Source organism: Streptomyces violens (assembly GCF_000717745.1).
Taxonomy (GTDB): domain Bacteria; phylum Actinomycetota; class Actinomycetes; order Streptomycetales; family Streptomycetaceae; genus Streptomyces; species Streptomyces violens.
The window spans coordinates 576,827-595,421 of record NZ_JOBH01000010.1; the positions used below are offsets into that span (position 1 = coordinate 576,827).

General features: G+C 73.0%; 20 protein-coding genes. 15 read left to right on the top strand and 5 right to left on the bottom strand.

Annotated elements, in window-relative coordinates; genetic code table 11:
* Positions 1 to 105 precede the first annotated feature (105 nt).
* From folP to IF04_RS0121815, 5 genes are all read left to right on the top strand, one after another.
* The gene (folP, locus tag IF04_RS0121795; RefSeq protein ID WP_078600576.1) at positions 106 to 987 is read left to right on the top strand and encodes a dihydropteroate synthase; all 882 of its coding nucleotides are present in this window, start codon (positions 106 to 108) and stop codon (positions 985 to 987) included.
* Between the two features lie 149 nt (positions 988 to 1,136).
* Positions 1,137 to 1,625, top strand: a complete 489-nt coding sequence (locus IF04_RS0121800; RefSeq protein ID WP_030260354.1) for a nuclear transport factor 2 family protein — start codon at positions 1,137 to 1,139, stop codon at positions 1,623 to 1,625.
* Positions 1,626 to 1,983: 358 nt separating this feature from the next.
* The gene (folB, locus tag IF04_RS0121805) at positions 1,984 to 2,343 is read left to right on the top strand and encodes a dihydroneopterin aldolase (protein ID WP_030260356.1); all 360 of its coding nucleotides are present in this window, start codon (positions 1,984 to 1,986) and stop codon (positions 2,341 to 2,343) included.
* Complete coding sequence (gene folK / locus IF04_RS0121810; protein ID WP_030260358.1) at positions 2,340 to 2,933, top strand: 2-amino-4-hydroxy-6-hydroxymethyldihydropteridine diphosphokinase; 594 nt, start codon at positions 2,340 to 2,342, stop codon at positions 2,931 to 2,933. Before folB ends, folK begins: the two co-directional genes overlap by 4 nt.
* Positions 2,934 to 3,069: 136 nt before the next feature.
* The gene (locus tag IF04_RS0121815; RefSeq protein ID WP_030260361.1) at positions 3,070 to 3,552 is read left to right on the top strand and encodes a DUF3180 domain-containing protein; all 483 of its coding nucleotides are present in this window, start codon (positions 3,070 to 3,072) and stop codon (positions 3,550 to 3,552) included.
* A 47-nt stretch (positions 3,553 to 3,599) separates the two neighbouring features.
* On the opposite strand, the gene IF04_RS0121820 is transcribed toward IF04_RS0121815, so the two are convergent.
* On the bottom strand, positions 3,600 to 4,760 hold the full coding sequence (locus tag IF04_RS0121820) for an ABC transporter ATP-binding protein (RefSeq protein WP_030260365.1): 1,161 nt from the start codon (positions 4,758 to 4,760) through the stop codon (positions 3,600 to 3,602).
* A 159-nt stretch (positions 4,761 to 4,919) separates the two neighbouring features.
* On the opposite strand from IF04_RS0121820, the gene IF04_RS0121825 reads away from it, so the two are divergent.
* From IF04_RS0121825 to IF04_RS0121840, 4 genes are all read left to right on the top strand, one after another.
* Positions 4,920 to 5,693 (top strand): ABC transporter permease, encoded by a 774-nt coding sequence (locus IF04_RS0121825; RefSeq protein WP_051831427.1) that lies wholly within the window; start codon positions 4,920 to 4,922, stop codon positions 5,691 to 5,693.
* 3 nt (positions 5,694 to 5,696) lie between these two features.
* Positions 5,697 to 6,419 carry an ABC transporter permease gene (locus IF04_RS0121830; RefSeq protein WP_051831428.1) on the top strand — a complete coding sequence of 241 codons (723 nt, stop codon included), beginning with the start codon at positions 5,697 to 5,699 and terminating at the stop codon, positions 6,417 to 6,419.
* A gap of 26 nt (positions 6,420 to 6,445) precedes the next feature.
* Complete coding sequence (locus IF04_RS0121835; protein ID WP_030260375.1) at positions 6,446 to 7,408, top strand: ABC transporter substrate-binding protein; 963 nt, start codon at positions 6,446 to 6,448, stop codon at positions 7,406 to 7,408.
* 64 nt (positions 7,409 to 7,472) lie between these two features.
* Positions 7,473 to 8,714: a cell division protein ZapB gene (locus IF04_RS0121840; RefSeq protein ID WP_030260378.1), complete on the top strand. Its 1,242-nt coding sequence runs from the start codon at positions 7,473 to 7,475 to the stop codon at positions 8,712 to 8,714.
* 165 nt (positions 8,715 to 8,879) lie between these two features.
* Here the strand turns inward: IF04_RS0121840 and IF04_RS0121845 are convergent, their stop codons facing one another.
* Together IF04_RS0121845 and IF04_RS0121850 are read right to left on the bottom strand one after the other, a co-directional pair.
* Entirely contained in the window at positions 8,880 to 10,022 is a 1,143-nt protein-coding gene (locus IF04_RS0121845; protein WP_030260381.1) for an NADH-quinone oxidoreductase subunit D, read from the bottom strand.
* On the bottom strand, positions 10,019 to 11,116 hold the full coding sequence (locus IF04_RS0121850) for an SAM-dependent methyltransferase (RefSeq protein ID WP_030260384.1): 1,098 nt from the start codon (positions 11,114 to 11,116) through the stop codon (positions 10,019 to 10,021). Before IF04_RS0121850 ends, IF04_RS0121845 begins: the two co-directional genes overlap by 4 nt.
* 121 nt (positions 11,117 to 11,237) lie before the next feature.
* Here IF04_RS0121850 and IF04_RS0121855 point away from each other — a divergent pair, with 121 nt between their 5' ends.
* Genes IF04_RS0121855 through IF04_RS0121865 form a run of 3 tightly spaced genes read left to right on the top strand, consistent with a single transcriptional unit; the run spans position 11,238 to position 13,663 of the window.
* The gene (locus tag IF04_RS0121855; RefSeq protein WP_030260386.1) at positions 11,238 to 12,443 is read left to right on the top strand and encodes a sensor histidine kinase; all 1,206 of its coding nucleotides are present in this window, start codon (positions 11,238 to 11,240) and stop codon (positions 12,441 to 12,443) included.
* A gap of 59 nt (positions 12,444 to 12,502) precedes the next feature.
* Entirely contained in the window at positions 12,503 to 13,186 is a 684-nt protein-coding gene (locus IF04_RS0121860; protein ID WP_030260390.1) for a response regulator, read from the top strand.
* A 51-nt stretch (positions 13,187 to 13,237) separates the two neighbouring features.
* Complete coding sequence (locus IF04_RS0121865; protein WP_030260394.1) at positions 13,238 to 13,663, top strand: DnaJ family domain-containing protein; 426 nt, start codon at positions 13,238 to 13,240, stop codon at positions 13,661 to 13,663.
* Between the two features lie 9 nt (positions 13,664 to 13,672).
* Here IF04_RS0121865 and IF04_RS0121870 read toward each other — a convergent pair whose 3' ends face one another.
* Positions 13,673 to 14,785, bottom strand: coding sequence for a DUF5937 family protein (locus IF04_RS0121870; RefSeq protein ID WP_030260397.1), 1,113 nt, complete (start codon positions 14,783 to 14,785; stop codon positions 13,673 to 13,675).
* Positions 14,786 to 14,929: 144 nt separating this feature from the next.
* On the opposite strand from IF04_RS0121870, the gene IF04_RS0121875 reads away from it, so the two are divergent.
* Complete coding sequence (locus IF04_RS0121875) at positions 14,930 to 15,235, top strand: hypothetical protein (RefSeq protein WP_030260400.1); 306 nt, start codon at positions 14,930 to 14,932, stop codon at positions 15,233 to 15,235.
* On the opposite strand, the gene IF04_RS0121880 is transcribed toward IF04_RS0121875, so the two are convergent.
* Positions 15,146 to 16,300, bottom strand: a complete 1,155-nt coding sequence (locus tag IF04_RS0121880) for a threonine aldolase family protein (protein WP_037960077.1) — start codon at positions 16,298 to 16,300, stop codon at positions 15,146 to 15,148. The genes IF04_RS0121875 and IF04_RS0121880 overlap by 90 nt on opposite strands.
* 212 nt (positions 16,301 to 16,512) lie before the next feature.
* Here IF04_RS0121880 and IF04_RS0121885 point away from each other — a divergent pair, with 212 nt between their 5' ends.
* On the top strand, positions 16,513 to 17,442 hold the full coding sequence (locus IF04_RS0121885; protein ID WP_030260405.1) for a Rossmann-like and DUF2520 domain-containing protein: 930 nt from the start codon (positions 16,513 to 16,515) through the stop codon (positions 17,440 to 17,442).
* Entirely contained in the window at positions 17,439 to 18,590 is a 1,152-nt protein-coding gene (gene panC, locus IF04_RS0121890) for a pantoate--beta-alanine ligase (protein ID WP_078600580.1), read from the top strand. The genes IF04_RS0121885 and panC overlap by 4 nt, the downstream gene beginning before the upstream one ends.
* Positions 18,591 to 18,595 lie beyond the last annotated feature (5 nt).

Sequence of the window (18,595 nt, forward strand, 5' to 3'; positions counted from 1 at the left end):
TCAGGTACGTGCGCGGACGTACAGGTGTACCCATACGTCCGCGTTCGCCCAGGTACGCGCGGTGCGTGGGGCGAGCCGCCCGGTTACAGCGCCTAGGCTGGATGTATGAGTACTTTGCGTGGCCGGGTGGCCGGTCTTCCCGAGTGGGACCGGTGCGCGGTCATGGGCGTGGTCAATGTGACCCCCGACTCGTTCTCCGACGGCGGCGACTGGTTCGACACCGAGCTCGCGGTCAAGCACGGCCTGGACCTGGTGGCCCAGGGGGCCGACCTGGTGGACGTGGGCGGCGAGTCGACCCGGCCCGGTGCCGCGCGGGTGGACGAGGCCGAGGAGCTGCGCCGCGTCATCCCGGTCGTACGGGAGCTGGCGGCGGCCGGGGTGGTGATCTCCGTGGACACCATGCGGGCCTCTGTCGCCGAGCAGTCGCTGCAGGCGGGCGCGCGGCTGGTCAACGACGTCAGTGCGGGTGCCGCCGACCCGGCGATGATCCCGGTGGTGGCCGCGGCGCACGCGCCGTTCGTGGTGATGCACTGGCGCGGCCAGTCCGTCGACATGAACGACCGGGCGGTCTACCGCGATGTCGTCGGCGAGGTCGTGGCCGAGCTGCGGGTGTCGATGGACCGTGCGGTCGCCGGGGGCATCGACCCGGAGCGCATCGTGATCGACCCGGGGCTGGGCTTCGCCAAGCAGGCCGACCACGACCTGGAGCTGGTCGCGGGCCTGGAGCGGCTGCACGAGCTGGGCCGGCCGCTGCTGGTGGCCGCCTCGCGGAAGCGGTTCCTGGGCCGCGTGCTGGCCGGTGCCGGCGCCTCCGCCTCGGTGCCGCCGGCCCGGGAGCGGGACGCGGCGACGGCGGCGGTCACCGCCCTGTCGGCGCGCGAGGGTGCCTGGGCGGTCCGCGTGCATGAAGTGCGGGCGAGCGCCGACGCGGTACGGGTCGCGCGCGCCGTGGAGGCCGCCGGTTCCGCGGCCCGGCGCCCGGCGTAGAACGGGGCCCGGCAGGGCACAGGGCAGCCAGGTGGTGCGCGGTGTGCTCGGTGACGGGGGCGCGGGACACGTATGCGTGCACGTACGGGTGCACGCCCATAAAGACGCGAAGTACGCACGAGGAACATGACGGGAGCGGTGTGAGCGGTTTGAGCCCACGTACGGACATCGAGCTGGTGGAGCAGGCCAATACCGCGTTCTACGAGGCCATCGAGCGCGGTGATCACGAGGCGATGTCCGAGCTGTGGCTGGACGGCCAGGTGAGCGTGGTGCACCCTGGCTGGCCGGTGCTGCGCGGCCGCAGCGAGGTGCTGCGCTCCTATGCGCTGATCATGGCGAACACCGAGTACATCCAGTTCTTCCTCACCGATGTGGAGATCGACGTGGTGGCCGACACCGCGCTGGTGACCTGCACGGAGAACATCCTCAGCGGCGGGCCTGCCGAGGAGGACGGCTCGGTGGGACCGCTGATCGGCCAGCTGGTCGTGGCGACCAACGTCTTCCGGCGCACGGAGGACGGCTGGCGGGTGTGGTCGCACCACGGGTCGCCGGTGCTCGCCGACCGGGACGACGAGGACGACGAGGACGGCCCCGAGGACGAGGACGACGGCGTGGGCGGGCTGCCGGGCGGCCTGTGACACGTGTCTCGGCGGGCGCGACGCCGCATGCTGAGATGGCTGGGCGGGCGCGTGCACCGCGCTGACATGGGCGGATACCGTGTCGAGGTCAGCGGTCGGGGTCAGCGGGGTGACTGGGGGAGCACTCGTTCGAGCCAAGTCGCGACGGGGTAGGGGTGGAGCGCGGGGCCGCGGGGTAAATGGCCGCGCGGACGGGGACTCGGCTTGTGCAGCAGCTGTGCGGGGTGCCGTCCATGGCCCCCGTGAGCGAGCGCTGTCAGTGCTCGCAGGTAAATTCGATGACCGGGTGGTGTTCCGGACCGTGTCCGGTGCGTGCCCGGTAATCCGACGATCAGTGGTACCAGTGGGAGTGATTCGCGTGGACCGTGTCGCGCTGCGCGGGCTGAAGGCCCGGGGACACCACGGTGTGTTCGCCCAGGAACGCGAGGCGGGCCAGGCGTTCGTCGTGGACCTGGTGCTCGGCCTGGACACCCGGCCGGCGGCGGCGACCGACGACCTCGCGAAGACCGTGCACTACGGAATCGTGGCGGAGGAGGTCGTGGCGATCGTCGAGGGCGAGCCGGTCGACCTCATCGAGACGCTCGCGGAGCGGATCGCCGCCCAATGCCTGAAGCACCAGGGGGTGGAGGAGGTCGAGGTCGTCGTCCACAAGCCCGACGCCCCGATCACGGTCCCCTTTGACGACGTGACCATCACCATCACCCGGAGCCGAGTATGACCAGCAGTGACCCGACCGTACAGCCGGTGCCCGCCTCCGTGGTGGAGCAGGTGGACGCGGCGGACGTGACGCTCACCAACCCCAAACGCGCGGTGATCTCCCTGGGGAGCAATCTGGGCAACCGCCTGGAGACGCTGCAGGGCGCCATCGACGCGCTGGAGGACACCCCGGGCGTGCGCGTGAAGGCCGTCTCGCCGGTGTACGAGACCGAGCCGTGGGGCGTGGAGGCGGGCTCCCAGCCCTCGTACTTCAATGCCGTGGTCCTCCTGAAGACCACGCTGCCGCCGTCCTCGCTCCTGGAACGCGGTCACGCCATCGAGGAGGCGTTCGAGCGGGTGCGCGACGAGCGCTGGGGTCCGCGCACGATCGACGTCGACATCGTCGCGTACCAGGACGTGATCTCCCAGGACCCGGTGCTGACCCTGCCGCACCCCCGCGCCCACGAGCGCGCCTTCGTCCTCGTGCCGTGGCACGACGTCGACCCCGAGGCCAAGGTCCCCGGGCACGGCCCGGTGGCCGAGCTGCTGGCGGAGCTGGGCCGGGGCGGCGTCGCACCGCGCGCCGACCTGGAACTGCGACTGCCGGAGTGATCGTTGTCCCTGGGGCGGACACGCCCTACGGCCCTCCGGGGGCCGGTAAAGGGATCATGATGGTGTCCGGTGGACATGACGGCCGGCGCGTCCGCGTGGGCGCGTGGCCAGAACGGTGTGAGGGGCGACGAGCTCGATGAAGCAGCTACGGATCAAGGTGCTGGTCGGGCTGTTCGTGGTGGCGGGCGTACTGGCCTGGGCCGGCGCCCGGCTGTGGGACGCGCTCGGCAGCCTGCCCAGCGTGCCGCTGGCGGCCCCGATCGTGCTGGCGCTGATCGCGGCCGTGCTGGCGGCGACGGCCCTGTCGCTGCGCAGCCGGCTGAAGGCCCAGCGCGAGCGGGTGCCCGGTGCGAAGGGCGTCGAGCCGATGATGGCCGCGCGGGCCGTGCTGTTCGGCCAGGCGAGCGCGCTGGTCGCCGCGGTCGTGAGCGGCCTGTACGGCGGCGTCGCGGTCTTCCTGCTGACCTCGGGCTCCGCGGCCCAGGGCCGTACGGACCAGACGGTGTACGCGGGCCTGGCGGTCCTCGCCGGCCTGGCGGTGGTGGCCGCCGCCGTCTTCCTGGAACGCGTCTGCAAGCTTCCGGACGATGACGACGAGGCGGGAGTGGCGGCGGCCTGACCAGGGGGCTGCGCCCGTAGGCGCAGCGGCCCCGGGCGGGGCGTGTCTCACGCGTCCAGTACCGACTCCAGGGCCACGTCCGCGCGTGCGATCTTCGCCGCGTCCGCCGTGGTCGAGCGGCGCAGTGCCTCGTGGAGGCGGCCCGGGGTGAGGACGCCGAGGAAGCGGTCGCCGTCCAGTACGGCGATCCAGCCCGCGTCGTGCTGCAGCATCGTGCTGAACGCCTGCTTCAGGGGCGCCCCGACCGGCAGCCATGCCTCCATGCGCCGCGCGTGCTCCCGGACCGTGCCCTCCTCGGCGAGCGCGAGGGTGTCCGCCGCGACCCAGCCGTGCAGCCGGTCCTCGTGGTCCAGCACGACCGCCCAGCGGGCGCCGTCCGCCGCCATACCGGCCAGCGCGCGCCCCACGGGGTCGTCGAGGTGGATGACCGGCGGCTGTTCGAGGTCGCCGGTCTCGATGGGGGTGACGGACAGCCGCTTCAGCCCCCGGTCGGCGCCCACGAACTCCGCTACGTACGGTGTCGCGGGCGCGCCCAGCACCGTCGCCGGAGTGTCGAACTGTTCGATGCGTCCGGCCCCGTAGACGGCGATGCGGTCGCCGAGCCGTACCGCTTCCTCGATGTCGTGCGTCACGAAGAGCACCGTCTTGCGCAGCGAGGACTGCAGTCGCAGGAACTCCGTCTGCAGGTGCTCGCGGACGACCGGATCAACGGCACCGAACGGCTCGTCCATCAGCAGCACGGGCGGATCGGCGGCCAGCGCGCGGGCCACGCCGACGCGCTGACGCTGGCCGCCGGAGAGCTGTTCCGGGTACCGGTCGCCGTACACGGACGGATCCAGGCCGACCAGGTCGAGGAGTTCGGCGGCCCGGGCGCGGGCCTGCTTGCGGGGCCGGCCGAGCAGGTGCGGGACCGTGGCGGTGTTGTCGAGCACGGTCTTGTGCGGGAACAGCCCGATCTGCTGGATGACGTATCCGATGCGCCGGCGCAGCTCGACCGGGTCGACGGTGGCGATGTCGGCGCCGTCCAGGAAGATGCGGCCGCCGCTCGGCTCGATCAGGCGGTTGACCATCTTCATGGTCGTGGTCTTGCCGCAGCCGGACGGGCCGACGAGCGTGACGAGCTCGCCCTCAGCGACCTCGAAGGAGAGGTCGTCGACGGCCGTGGTGCCGTCCGCGTAGCGCTTGGTGACGTGCTCGAAACGGATCATGCTTCCCCATTGTCGTCGGTCCGCCCGGGGCGGGATGAACGGGATGTTGCGAGTGAATGGCGGTCCGGTCCGATTGTCAGTGGCGGGGGATAAGGTCGCAGACAGTCACCGGATTTGTGAACGAGCGGACGGGGGAGGTGACGTGGCGTGAGCACGCCCATGAGCACGGTCGCGAGTGCATACGTGAGCGCGGCCGTGAGCCCGCACAACTGCCTGCGGGCGAATGACTGGATCTGCGGTGAGTACCTCCGCAGCCGAAGCCAGGAGCTGGTGGACGCCACCGTCCAGCACGTCTGGATCACCGTCCTCTCCGTGAGCATCGGCCTGTTGGTGGCGTTCCCGCTGGCGCTGCTCGCGCGGCAGCGGCGCGGTGCGGCCGGGCCGGTGCTCGGCCTGACGACGATTCTGTACACGGTCCCGTCGCTGGCCATGTTCGCGCTGCTGACCCCGGTGTTCGGGGTCTCGGCCGCCGTGGTCGTGACGGGCCTGGTGCTCTATTCCCTGACGATCCTGGTGCGGAACATCCTCGCGGGCCTGCAGGCGGTCCCCGCGGAGGTGCGCGAGGCGGCCCGCGGGATGGGGTACGGTCCGCTGCGGCTGCTCTTCCAGGTCGAACTGCCGCTGGCGATACCCGCGTTGATGGCAGGGCTGCGGATCGCCACGGTCTCGACGGTGGCGATGACGACGATCGGCGCGGTCGTCGGCTTCGGCGGCCTGGGCAATCTCATCGACAGCGGGATGCAGGGCTTCTTCAAGGCCGAGGTGCTCACGGCATCCGTGCTGTGCGTACTGCTGGCGCTCGTCGCCGATCTGCTGCTGGTAGGCCTGCAACGGGCGTTGACGCCCTGGACCCGGGCCGGCCGGACGCGGCGGGTGCGTGGCGGGGCCGGAGGGATACGCAGGTCCGGGCGCGAGCGGAAGGCGGTGGCCTGAGCGATGGACGCGATCACGGGCGCATGGGACTGGCTGGGCTCTGCCGCCAACTGGGCGGGGGAGAACGGCGTATGGCACCGCCTCGGCCAGCACGTACAGCTCAGCGTGGTGTGCCTGCTCATCTCCTGTCTGCTGGCGCTGCCGGTGGCGCTGTATCTGGGCCACATCGGCAAGGGCGGGGCGCTGGCGGTCAATCTCGCCAACGTCGGCCGCGCGGTGCCGACCTTCGCCGTACTGGTGCTGCTGACGCTCAGTCCGCTGGGCAAGGCGGGGGACTGGCCGACGATCGTGGCGCTGGTGCTGTTCGCGGTGCCGCCGCTGCTGACCAACGCGTACGTCGGGATGCGGGAGGCCGACCGCGATGTGGTGGAGGCGGCGCGGGGGATGGGCATGTCCGGCTCGCAGCTGCTGCTCCGGGTCGAGCTGCCGCTCGCGTACCCCTTGATCATGACGGGGCTGCGGTCGGCTTCGGTGCAGGTCGTGGCGACGGTGACGCTGGCCGCGCTGGCCGGCGGCGGCGGTCTGGGCCGGATCATCACGGCGGGCTTCGGCAATTACGACACCCCGCAGGTGGTCGCGGGCGCGGTGCTGGTCGCGGGGCTGGCGCTGATCGTCGAGGCGGTGCTGGTGGCGGTGGAGCGGCTGTGCGACCCGATGCGGGGGCGCCGTCGGCGGCGGGTGTCGGACAAGACAGGTGGGCAGGAGCCGGTGTGCTCCACTGGCTGACCTCGAAGACTGGATGGGGAGTTCGGATGAACAGCAAGTCGCGTACCGCGCGGACGGCTCTCGTCGCGGGGACGGTGCTGGCGCTGGCCGCCGGGCTGTCCGCGTGCGGCGGTCAGAGCCTGGAGGAAAAGGGCGGGAAGAGCGCGGGCGGCAAGGGCACGATCGTTGTGGGTTCCGCGGGATTCACCGAGTCCCAGGTGCTCGCCGAGCTCTATTCCAAGATCATTTCCAATGCCGGGTACAAGACGTCCGTGCAGACGCTGAAGAATCGCGAGCTGTACGAACCGGCGCTGGAGAAGGGCGAGATCGATGTCGTTCCGGAATACGCCTCCACGCTCGCCGATTTTCTCAACGCCAAGGAGAACGGCGCCAAGGCGAAGTCGGTCGCGTCCAGCGACGCGGACGAGACCGTCGCGGCACTGAAGAAGCTCGCCGCGCCGCGCGGACTGAAGGTTCTTCCGCACGGCGCGGCGACGGACCAGAACGCCTTCGCGGTCACCAAGGAATTCGCCGCGAAGCACAAGCTGAAGACTCTCTCGGACCTTGGCGCGTCGAAGGAGAAGGTGAAGCTCGCGGCGGGCGAGGAGTGCGAGACCAGGCCGTACTGCCTGCCGGGCCTGAAGAAGACGTACGGCATAGCCGTGACGGGCATCGACCCCAAGGGCGTGGGCACGGTGCAGGCCAAGCAGGCGGTCAAGGACGGCACGGACCAGCTGGTGCTGACCACCACGACGGACGCCACGCTCGACAGCTTCGGGCTGGTGCTCCTCAAGGACGACAAGCACCTGCAGAACGCCGAGAATGTGCTGCCGGTGGTGAATGCCGAGAGCGCCGGTGACAGCGCGATCGCGAGTGCGCTCGGCAAGCTCACGAAGGCGCTCACGACGAAGGACTTGATCGAGCTGAACCGCCAGGTCGATGCCGACCGGCGCAAGCCGGCGGATGTCGCGACGGCCTATCTGAAGGAGAAGGACCTGCTCAAGAAGTAACCAGCGGGAAACGGATTGCAGGGCGGGGCCCCACCAGCCTCGTACGCACGGTAAATTTCAGGCCATGCCACGAGGACGCCATCGCCATTCCCCACCCCTGCACCGGCTTCTTCCCCCTACGACGGTCGCCGGTGCGTCAATTGCCTGCGCCGCCGGTGCCTGGCTGGTCGGCGATGCGCTGGTGCTCCGGGTCCTGGTCGCCGCCGCGGCCGTCGCCGCGGTCGGCGGCGCCGTGCTGGCCCGCACCTGGGACCGTACGGCCGGCAAGCGGGTCGCCGAACTCACCCGCGCCCGGGTGCGCGACGAGTGGCGGACCGAGGAGCGCATAGCCGAACTGGAGACGGACGTCGAGGAGGCCCGGGAGATCCGGGCCGCGCTGGAGACCAAACTGCGCGCCAAGCGCGCGGAGCTGGCCCGGCTGCGCAATGAACACGCGGCGCTGCTCCGCCGGTACGCCACGGCCGAGACCGAGCGGGCCAGCGCCCTGGAGGGCCGCCGCCGGCTCGCGATCGAGGCCACGGCCCCGGCGCGGGAGCTGACCGCGGGCGGCGCCGTGCCGGTACCGGGCCTGACGGCCGTCCGGCCCGCGGCCGTTGGCCCCGTCGCCGACGGCACGACGGCGGCCGCCATCACGCCCGGCACGCCGGCCGCCGCTCCGGCCGCCACCGCCGCCCCGGCCCCCACCGCCTCCGCGGCGCCCACCGCGCGGGACTTCCGCAAGGCGGACGAGGCGCTGTTGCGGCTGAACGAGAGCGCCGTACGGCAGGAGGCCGCCCGCCGCGACGCCGCCCACCGCGCGGAGCGGGAGCGGGCGGAGCGGCAGCGCGCCGCCGAACAGGCCCGCGCCGCCGCGCAGGTCCGTGCGACGGCCGAGGGCGCCCCCGCGCTGCGCCCGGTGCCGGCCGCCGCTGTCGCGCCGATCGGCGCGCAGCCGCGGACCGCCTCGCGGGCGACCGGCGGCTTCGACTTCTTCGGTACGGGCACGGTCGCCGTCCGCAACGAGGCCCCCGCGGCGCCGCTGGAGGAGGACCTGGCGGACGTGGTGGGCGACGAGGCGGTGGCCGAACAGTCGGCCCGCGCGGTGGCCCGCCGGGCCACCCGGCAGGCCGCTCCGGAGACCGCCCCGGAGGCCGTCTCCGAGGTGGCTCAGGGCGCCGAGCCCGAGGCACGGGACGAGGCCGCGCCGGAAGCCTCCGGTGAGTCCGCTGCCGGTGAGCCCGCGGCCGGCGAGGTCATCGACCTGACCGCGCACGACGAGACCGAGCAGATCGACGTCGTGGAGCTCCGCAGCGCGGCCGCACAGTAAAGCGAGAAACGCCCGCACCGGTCGATGACCGGTGCGGGCGTTTTTTTGCGTGCACCCAGGGCTCGGAAAGTTATCCACACCCTGTGGATGGCCCTGTTGGTGTTGGCCCTGGCGCTACCCCGCGTACAGCGGATCACGCCCCGCCCGTCACCCCGGGCCCGGCCGTCACTTGTCGATGTCGCCCACCACGAAGAACAGCGAGCCCAGAATGGCGACCATGTCGGCGACCAGCGTGCCGGGGAGCAGCTCCGTCAGGGCCTGGATGTTGTTGAACGAGGCGGAGCGGAGCTTGAGGCGGTACGGGGTCTTCTCGCCCTTGGAGACGAGGTAGTAGCCGTTGATGCCGAGCGGGTTCTCGGTCCAGGCGTACGTCGCGCCCTCGGGGGCCTTGAGGACCTTCGGGAGCCGCTGGTTGATCGGCCCGGGGGCCAGCTCCGCCATCCGGTCCAGGCAGGCGTCGGCCAGGTCGAGCGCGTTGTGCGTCTGCTCCAGCAGCACCTCGAAGCGCGCCAGGCAGTCGCCCTCGGAGCGGGTGACGACCTTCAGGGTGTCCTGCAGCTCCCCGTAGGCCAGGTACGGCTCGTCGCGGCGCAGGTCGAAGTCGACACCCGAGGCGCGGCCGATGGGCCCGGAGACGCCGTACGCGTGCACCGCCTCCGGGGTCAGCACGCCGACCCCGCGGGTCCGGCCGCGGAAGATCTCGTTGCCGAGGACGAGCCGGTCGAAGACGTCCATACGGGAGCGGACCTCGGACACCGCGTGCCGGGCGCGGCCGAGCCAGCCGGCCGGCAGGTCCTCCTTGAGGCCGCCGACGCGGTTGAACATGTAGTGCATCCGGCCGCCGGAGAGCTCCTCCATGACATTCTGCAGCTCTTCGCGCTCGCGGAAGGCGTGGAAGACCGGGGTGATCCCGCCCAGCTCCAGGGGGTACGACCCGAGGAACATCAGGTGGTTCAGTACGCGGTTCAGCTCGGCCAGGAGGGTGCGCGTCCAGACCGCCCGCTCCGGGACCTCCATGCCGAGCATCCGTTCGACGGCCATCACGACGCCGAGCTCGTTGGAGAACGCCGACAGCCAGTCGTGGCGGTTGGCGAGCACGATGATCTGGCGGTAGTCGCGCGCCTCGAAGAGCTTCTCCGCGCCCCGGTGCATGTAACCGATCACCGGTTCGGCGTGGCTGATGCGCTCGCCGTCCAGTACCAGGCGCAGCCGCAGCACTCCGTGGGTGGAGGGGTGCTGGGGCCCGATGTTGAGCACCATGTCCGTGCTCTCCGCCGCACCGCCAATGCCGACCATCGTCTCCGTCATGGGGACAGTCTGACAGCTCCGGCCGGCAGGCCGACCGGCTGGACCAGCCAGTGGAAGGCCCCCAGGCCGCCCGGGTCGGTCAGCTCGGCGGCCTCGCCGGCGCCGCTGAGGGCCCGCAGGTAGGCGGCCGGATCGGTGGTCGCGAGGGCCAGCGGCGGGCGGCTGCCGTCGACGCCCAGGGAGCGCAGCGCGGCCCGCTGGGTGAGCAGCAGCGCCCCGGTGCCGCCGGCCGCCGCGCAGGCGTCCAGCGCCACGTGTGCGGTGATGTCGCGGCTGCCGTCCGGTACGGGGGCCGCCTCGCGGCCGTCACGGAAGCCGGTGAGGGTGCCGTACGGCGGGCGGGCCTCCCGAAGGTGCGCGTAGTCGGCGGTCACGGCGAACCCGCGGCGCAGCGTCCGTACCGCACGCGCCCACGCCGCGTCCCGCGGCCGCCCGATCTCGGCCCGGCACCCCGGTCCGCCGTCCCCCTCCATCGGCCCGCCGTCCCCGCCGGTGGGCCACCACTCCGCCAGCCACGCCGCGTCCTCGCCCGTCACCGGCTCGCCGAGCCGTTCCGCGCCGTCCTCCGCGCGTACGAGTACGCGGCGCACCACGCCCTCCGGGTCCGTCTCGACGACGTCCACCGGGACGTTGTCCAGCCACTCGTTGGCGAAGAGCAGCCCGGTGAGCGTCCACGGGGGCGGCAGCTCGGCGAGCCAGGTGATGCGCGGGTCGAGCCCTTCGGGGCGGGGCGCCTTCTCGACGGCGTACGCGCGCAGCCGCCCCGGGAGCGAACCGGCCGACGCACCGGCGGCCTCTCCGGTGGCCTCCCCGGCGGCCGACGCCCCGGCCGCGTCCAGCGCCGCCAGGACGCCGCTCAGCAGCTCGCCGCGCCCCGCCCCGACGTCCAGGACGTCCAGCCGCTCCGGACGCCCCAGCGCCTCGTCCACGCGCTCCAGCAGCGTCGCCACGGCGCCCGCGTACTGCCGCGAGGCGTGCACCGAGGTGCGGAAGTGTCCGGCGGGCCCGGGGCCGTCCGGGCGCGTGTAGAAGCCGCCGGGGCCGTACAGCGCCCGTTCCGTCGCGTCCCGCCAGCCGCACCACTCGTTCGTCACCGCCCCACCGTACGGGCGGCCGGGGTACCGTCCGGCATCCACCTTGGGGAGTAGGGCGCGCGCCCAGGATCGCTCCTTCGGTTGACCCGTACACCTATACGTCCTGCCTACGCTGGGTGACGTGCAGCGTCTCTACGACTTCTTCCGCAGGCACCCGACAGGTGTGGACACCTTCTGGGCGCTGCTGCTCCTCGCGTTCTGCGGCCTGTGGCTGGTCTCCGACATACTCACCGGCTCCGTCCAGCGCGCCGTCGGGGTGCTGGTCGTCCTCGCGCTGTGCACGGTCGTCGCGCTGCGTCGCAAGGCCCCGCTGAGGATGTTGCTGCTGGCGACGCTCGCGGGCGTCGCACAGCTGATCTTCGACGTGGAGCCGAACCCGGCGGACTTCGCGATGCTGGTGATCATCTACACCGTCGCGTACGGGAACGTCCGCTGGGCCTCCCGGTACGCGCTGGCCGGCGGCATCCTCGCGCCGGTCCTGTCCAGGCTCCGCTGGCACCAGCCCGACCCGTACTACACGGTGTGGCAGGACGTGGTCGTCGTCGTCTTCCTGACCGTCCCGTTCGTACTGGCCTGGGTGATGGGCGACTCGCTGCGCACCCGGCGTGCCTACTGGGCGCAACTGGAGGAGCGCGCGTCGCGGCTGGAGAAGGAGCGCGCGACGCAGTCCCGGATGGCGGTGGCGGCCGAGCGCGCCCGGATCGCCCGCGAGCTGCACGACGTGGTCGCGCACAACGTCTCGGTGATGGTGGTGCAGGCCGACGGCGCGGCGTACGTACTGAAGTCCGCGCCCGAGCAGGCCCAGCAGGCGCTGGAGACCATCTCCGGCACCGGCAGGCAGGCGCTCGCAGAGATGCGCCGGCTGCTCGGCGTGCTGCGGACCGGCGAGGGGGCCGAGGGCGGCGAGTACGTCCCGCAGCCCGGCGTCGACCAGCTCGCCGACCTCGTGGAGCAGGTGCGCGGCGCGGGCCTGCCCGTGGAGTTCACGGTGGACGGCCGGGAGCGGCCGCTGCCCAGCGGCGTGGAGCTGACCGCGTACCGCATCGTCCAGGAGGCGCTGACCAACACCCGTAAGCACGGCGGGCCGGGCGTCCGTGCGACGGTGCGCCTCGTCTACGGGGAGGAGCGCCTGGAGCTGCTCGTCGAGGACGACGGCCGGGGCGCGCAGCACGAGCTGTACGAAGAAGGCGGCGCCGACGGGCAGGGCCACGGCCTCATCGGCATGCGGGAACGCGTCGGTATGGTCGGCGGCAGCCTGGACGCGGGGCCGCGACCGGGCGGCGGCTTCCGTATCAGCGCCGTGCTGCCGCTCACACCGGCGCGTTAGGGCACTTGGACGCGCCACCACATTCTGTTGACCTGATGCCCCGAAGGGACGGACCCCGCATGACGATCCGCGTGATGCTCGTCGACGACCAGGTGCTGCTGCGCACCGGCTTCCGGATGGTCCTGGCGGCCCAGCCGGACATGGAGGTCGTCGCGGAGGCGGGCGACGGCGTGGCCGCCCTGGAGGCGCTGCGTGCCACGCAGGTCGACGTGATCCTGATGGACGTGCGGATGCCGAACCTGGACGGCGTGGAGACCACCCGGCGGATCTGCGCGGGCGGGACGGCGAAGGACGCCCCGAAGGTGCTCATCCTGACCACCTTCGACCTGGACGAGTACGCGTTCTCCGCGCTCAAGGCCGGGGCCAGCGGCTTCATGCTCAAGGACGTGCCGCCGGACGAGCTCCTGGGGGCGATCCGCGCGGTGCACAGTGGTGACGCGGTGGTCGCGCCGTCCACCACCCGCCGCCTGCTGGACCGTTTCTCGCCGATGCTGCCGTCGGCCGCGCCCCAGGAGGGCCGCCCGGAGCTGCGGCGGCTCACCGAGCGGGAGCGCGAGGTGCTGCTCCTGGTGGCGCAGGGGCTGTCGAACGGTGAGATCGCCGCCCGGCTGGTCCTCTCGGAGGCCACGGTCAAGACCCACGTGGGCCGCATCCTCACCAAGCTCGAACTGCGGGACCGAGTACAGGCGGTCGTGCTGGCCTACGAAACGGGCCTGGTGCGGGCGGGCGGCGGCGCATCATAGAAGGACCGCTGTAACGAAGGACCGCTGTCTCCTACCTTCAGGGAGAGCACCGTGACCGACCGCAAGCCGCCGGGCGTCAGCTTCGAGACCTGGGTCGACCGGCAGATCAGGGAAGCCGCCGAGCGGGGCGAGTTCGACGATCTGCCCGGGGCGGGGAAGCCCCTCAAGGGCCTGAACAAGCCGTACGACGAGATGTGGTGGGTGCGGGACAAGATGGAGCGGGAGAGCCTGTCCTACCTCCCGCCCACGCTCGCGCTGCGCAAGGAGGCCGAGGACGCGCTCGCCGCGGCACGCGGCGCCCGCTCCGAACGCGAGGTCCGGCGGATCGTCGCGGACATCAACGGCAGGATCCGGGAAGCACTGAAGAACCCGCCTCCGGGGCCGCCGCTGGGCCTCACGCCGTACGAGCCGGAGGAGGTCGTCCAGGACTGGCGGGCGGCCGTACGGGAGCGTCTGCGGGGGCGCGACGCCTCCTGAACGCCGCCCTCAGCGCAGAATCCCCTCCAGGAAGTCGCTCCCCAGCCGGGCGACGACCTGGAGGTCGAGCTGGTGCAGCACGTACCGGCCGCGGCGGCGCGTCTGGATCAGGCCCGCCTTCTTCAGGGCGCCGAGATGCCGGGACACTTCGGGCGCGGTGATGCCCTGCTCCGCGGCGAGTTCGCCGGTGCTGTACGCGGTCCGGGCGAGATTGCGGCAGATCCGGATGCGCACCGGGTGCGCCAGCGCTTCCAGGCGCTGCTGGAGCAGCTCCACGGAGGCCGTGCGCGACAACTCGGGCGCGGCCACCGGGTAATGGATCACCGGCCGCCAGCCCGGCGCGTGCAGCACCATCAGGTGCGGCCAGCCGAAGGAGGACGGGACGAACGTCAGCCCGGCGCCGACCTCCGGGTTCACGGCGGTGGTCCGCCCGTTGCTCAGCTTGTCGACCGTGATGCGGCGCTGCTCCTCGTCCACCGCGAGGGCCGTGGACACCTCCGTGAGCGCGTCGGCCAGGCCCTTGCGGCGCAGCACCTCGGTCTTGTGCCGGGCGTCGGCCGCCAGTTGGACGCGGACCCGCTGCCAGACGTCCGCGAAGAACGCCTGGTCGCAGTCCTCGAAGAAGCGGCGTATCCAGGCCCGTACGGCAGGCGGGTCGGCCAGCAGCCGGCGTGCGAACTCCGCCTGGCGCGGACCGCGCGCCACCGCACGCTCCAGCGCCTGTTCCCGCGCCTCCGCGTCGACCAGCGGCGAGGGGCCGCCCCGGCTGTAGAGGCTGGCGCAGGAGATCTCCAGCGCCGCCGCGACGTACAGCTCGTCGTCCAGCCGGTCGAGCAGGTCCAGATCCTCGGTGAGGGTCGCGCCGGGCATGCCGTGGGTGTCGGCGAGCGCCGCGAACGGCATCGAGATGTCGGAGAAGGTCGGGCCCCACAGGAAGTCCGCCTCGTGCAGCCGGTCGGCGAGGTCCGGCTTGAACGCGGCGCAGGTCGCCGTGGTCCAGCCGTGCAGCCCGGGGTGGTGGCCCGGCTCGGTGAGCGCGTGCAGCGCGGTACCGAGCTCCGCGAGCGGCGAGGGGGCGAAGACGAAGCGCTCCTCCGGCAGGCCGGTGATGTCGATCTGGATCCCCACGTGTTCCTCCCCTGTGTGCGCGCCGTCGCCGGCCCGGTACGCCCATCATGCGTGACCCGGGAGGCGCGCCCGCCGACGTTTGACGGCTCCCGTCAATCGGCGTGCTCCGGGCGGCGCGCGCCGCCCACCGTGGAGGGCATGAACGCGATGCAGCAGCACATGATCGATGTCTACCGCGCAGCTCAGCGGGGTGAGGCCGCGCCGCCGTTGCCCGGGGCCGGCGACGTACGGGCGCTGCGGGCGGTACGCGACCGGCGGCGCTTCGAGGCCGTCGTCACGCCGTCCGCAGGCCGGCTGCCGGCCCGGGGCCTGCTGCGTGCCGTACGGGCCCTGCTCGGGCGCCGTACGCCCGCCTCAGCCCCCGTCGGCCACCGCCCGTACCCGCGCCAGGAAGTCCGGGAGCACGCCCCGCACGTCGGCGGCAGTCCAGCCCAGTGCGGCTGAGCCCACGTGGACCTCGGTCATCGCCACGCCCGGGACACCGCCGCCCCACCAGCGGCGGAAGAGCGCCGTACGGGTCTCCTCGGCCAGCCGCACGCTCGCCTCGTCCAGCACTTCGGGGGCGTACGGCAGCCACACCTGGAAGTCGTGGGTGTGCGGCGGGTCGGGATGCACCCGGAACCACGGCACGCCGCACTCGGCCAGCCCCTCGGCCAGCGCCCGCGCGATCACCTTGGCGTGCGCGACGTACTCCGGGAGGCGGGGCAGCTCGCGGTCCAGCCCGCTGAGCGCGGCGAGCGCGGCCGGCCACTGCTGGAACGGCAGCCCGCCGTACCGGTGCCGCCAGGCCCGCGCCTCGGCCACGAAGTCCTCGCTGCCGGCCAGCGCGGCGCCGGATATCCCGCCGAGTGACTTGTAGAACGACACGTACACGCTGTCGGCGAGATCGGCGATCTCCGGGAACGGGCGCCCGAAGTGCGGCGCCGACTCCCACAGCCGCGCGCCATCGAAGTGCACCACCGCGTCGCGCTCCCGGGCCGCGTCCACCACGGCCACCAGCTCGTCCCATGAGGGCAGCACGAAACCCCCGTCCCGTAGGGGCAGTTCCAGCGCGAGCGTCCCGAAGGGCTCGTCCAGGCCGCGTACCTCCTCGGCGGCCGGCAGCCGGGGCTCCCGCGTCGGGTGGATCATGCGCAACCCGCTGACCACGGCGTACGCGTCCCGCTCGTGCACCTCCAGGTGCGACATCGGATGCCCGGCCACCGTGGCGTTCCCCGTACGCCCCGCCCAGCAGCGCAGCGCGACCTGCTGCGCCATCGTGCCGGTCGGGAAGAACGCCGCGGCCTCGGTGCCCAGCAGCTCCGCCGTGCGCCGCTCCAGGGTGCCGACGACGCTCTCCTCGGCGGCGTAGAAGTCCACCGGGGCGTCCAGGTCGTACTCTCCGGGCGCTTCGGCGGTCAGCCGGGCCAGCCGCTCGGCGACGCTCTCGTCGCCGACGCCGCGCATCAGTGCCCGGTCGCAGCCGCGCCAGGCCGCCAGTCGGCGCGTCCGCTCCTCTTGGTCGGTCATCTGCTGCCCGCCTCCTAGGCCCGCCCGCGCTCCGCCTGTATGCGGCCCGATCATCCCGTACCGGCCGGAAGGGCGGCGAGCGACTTTCGGCGCGGCCACGAGACGCCCGTCTCACCTGCCGTCCGTCCCTCGGGGCGCGTCCGGAACACCGCGTAGCATGACCAGGAAACGTCCGGTACCCCCCGCGGACTGGAACGGAAGGCCATTGCCGCGTGAATGAGAATCCCCTTACAGAGGCCCAGGACCGCCCCGCCCGGCTCACCGTCGGCGTCGTCGGGGCAGGTCGTGTAGGGCCCGCGCTCGCCGCGTCCCTGCAGCTCGCCGGGCACCACCCGGTCGCCGTCTCCGGCGTCTCCGACGCCTCCCGGCGGCGCGCCGCCGCGCTCCTCCCCGACGTGCCCCTCGTGCCGCCGGAGGAGGTCCTCGCGCGCGCCGAGCTGGTGCTGCTGACGGTCCCCGACGACGCGCTGCCCGGCCTGGTCGCCGGGCTCGCGGAGACCGGCGCCGTGCGGCCGGGACAGCTCCTCGTGCACACCTCCGGGCGGTTCGGCGCCGGAGTGCTGGACGAGGCCACCCGGGCCGGCGCGCTGCCGCTGGCCCTGCACCCCGCCATGACGTTCACCGGCACCTCCGTGGACGTCCAGCGGCTGGCCGGCTGCTCCTTCGGGGTCACCGCGCCCCAGGAGCTGCGGATGGCCGCCGAGGCGCTGGTCATCGAGATGGGCGGCGAGCCCGAGTGGATCGAGGAGGCGGCCCGGCCGCTGTACCACGCGGCCCTGGCCATCGGTGCCAACCACCTCGTCACGCTGGTCGCCCAGTCCCTGGAGCTGCTGCGCGCGGCGGGAGTGGGCGCGCCGGACCGGATGCTCGGGCCGCTGCTGGGCGCCGCGCTGGACAACGCGCTGCGCTCCGGGGACGCCGCGCTGACCGGGCCGGTCGCGCGCGGTGACGCCGGTACGGTCGCCGCGCACGTCGCGGAGTTGCGCAAGCACTCCCCGCAGGCGGTCGCCGGATACCTCGCCATGGCCCGTACGACGGCGGACCGGGCGCTCGCGCACGGCCTGCTGAAGCCGGAGCTCGCCGAGGACCTGCTCGGCGTGCTCTCCGGAGACCCGGACCGCACGGAGGGAGGCACCCGATGAACACCACCGCACAGCACCCGGCCGGTACGGACGCCCATGTCCCGTCGGCCGCCCCCGCTCCCGCGCCCGTCGGCCGCCCCCGCCTGGTGAGCACCGCCGCCGAGCTGCGGGCCCTGCCGAGCCGCGGTCGCCGCGCCGTCGTGATGACGATGGGCGCGCTGCACGAGGGCCACGCGACGCTGGTCCGTACGGCCCGCGCGCACGTCGGCCCCGAGGGGCAGGTCGTGGTCACCGTCTTCGTGAACCCACTGCAGTTCGGCGCGGGCGAGGACCTGGACCGCTACCCGCGCACGCTGGACGCCGACATCGTGGTGGCCGGCGAGGCCGGCGCCGACGCGGTCTTCGCGCCTTCCGTGGAGGAGGTCTACCCGGGCGGCGAGCCCCAGGTGCGCATCAGCGCGGGCCCCATGGGCGACGTGCTGGAAGGCGCTTCGCGCCCCGGCCACTTCGACGGCATGGCCACCGTTGTCGCCAAACTGCTCCACCTCACGGCACCGGACGTGGCCTTCTTCGGCCAGAAGGACGCCCAGCAGCTCGCCATCGTGACCCGTATGGCGCGCGACCTGAACTTCCCCGTGGAGATCGTGGGCGTGCCGACCGTACGGGAGGACGACGGGCTGGCGCTCTCCAGCCGCAACCGCTACCTCTCGCCCGACGAGCGCCGGACCGCGCTGGCCCTCTCGCGCGCCCTGTTCGCGGCCCGTGACCGGCTGGCCGCCGAAGAGGCGCTGCGGGTCCGGGCCGGGTCCGTCACGCACTCCGAGGCGCGCGCCATGGGCCTGGCCGCGATGGGCGAGGACCGGGCGGCGGCCGACGCGCACGCCCTCGCCTACGTGGCGTCCGCCGGCAGCCCCCAGGGCCCGGCCGTGGCCCGCACGGCGGCCCGCGCCGTCCTGGAGGACGCCGCGCGCTTCGATCCGCCGCTGGAGCTGGACTACGTGGAGCTGGTCGACCCGGACGGCTTCACGGTGCTCCCGGACACCGAGCGCGCGCCGGACGAAGGACCGTACAAGGGCGGGTACGAGGGCGAGGCGGTCCTCGTCGTCGCCGCCCGGGTCGGCACCACCCGCCTCATCGACAACATCCGCCTCACTTTCGGGCCCGCCGTACCGCAGAGCGGACCCCCGTCAGCAGGAGCACCACGATGACTGCA

Excerpts from the sequence above, each read along its gene's own strand:
- folP (WP_078600576.1), top strand. The coding sequence starts at position 106 with ATGAGTACTTTGCGTGGCCGGGTGGCCGGTCTTCCCGAGTGGGACCGG.
- folK (WP_030260358.1), top strand. The coding sequence starts at position 2,340 with ATGACCAGCAGTGACCCGACCGTACAGCCGGTGCCCGCCTCCGTGGTG.
- IF04_RS0121815 (WP_030260361.1), top strand. The coding sequence starts at position 3,070 with ATGAAGCAGCTACGGATCAAGGTGCTGGTCGGGCTGTTCGTGGTGGCG.
- IF04_RS0121820 (WP_030260365.1), bottom strand. The coding sequence starts at position 4,760 with ATGATCCGTTTCGAGCACGTCACCAAGCGCTACGCGGACGGCACCACG.
- IF04_RS0121825 (WP_051831427.1), top strand. The coding sequence starts at position 4,920 with ATGAGCACGGTCGCGAGTGCATACGTGAGCGCGGCCGTGAGCCCGCAC.
- IF04_RS0121830 (WP_051831428.1), top strand. The coding sequence starts at position 5,697 with ATGGACGCGATCACGGGCGCATGGGACTGGCTGGGCTCTGCCGCCAAC.
- IF04_RS0121835 (WP_030260375.1), top strand. The coding sequence starts at position 6,446 with ATGAACAGCAAGTCGCGTACCGCGCGGACGGCTCTCGTCGCGGGGACG.
- IF04_RS0121840 (WP_030260378.1), top strand. The coding sequence starts at position 7,473 with ATGCCACGAGGACGCCATCGCCATTCCCCACCCCTGCACCGGCTTCTT.
- IF04_RS0121845 (WP_030260381.1), bottom strand. The coding sequence starts at position 10,022 with ATGACGGAGACGATGGTCGGCATTGGCGGTGCGGCGGAGAGCACGGAC.
- IF04_RS0121860 (WP_030260390.1), top strand. The coding sequence starts at position 12,503 with ATGACGATCCGCGTGATGCTCGTCGACGACCAGGTGCTGCTGCGCACC.
- IF04_RS0121875 (WP_030260400.1), top strand. The coding sequence starts at position 14,930 with ATGAACGCGATGCAGCAGCACATGATCGATGTCTACCGCGCAGCTCAG.
- IF04_RS0121880 (WP_037960077.1), bottom strand. The coding sequence starts at position 16,300 with ATGACCGACCAAGAGGAGCGGACGCGCCGACTGGCGGCCTGGCGCGGC.
- panC (WP_078600580.1), top strand. The coding sequence starts at position 17,439 with ATGAACACCACCGCACAGCACCCGGCCGGTACGGACGCCCATGTCCCG.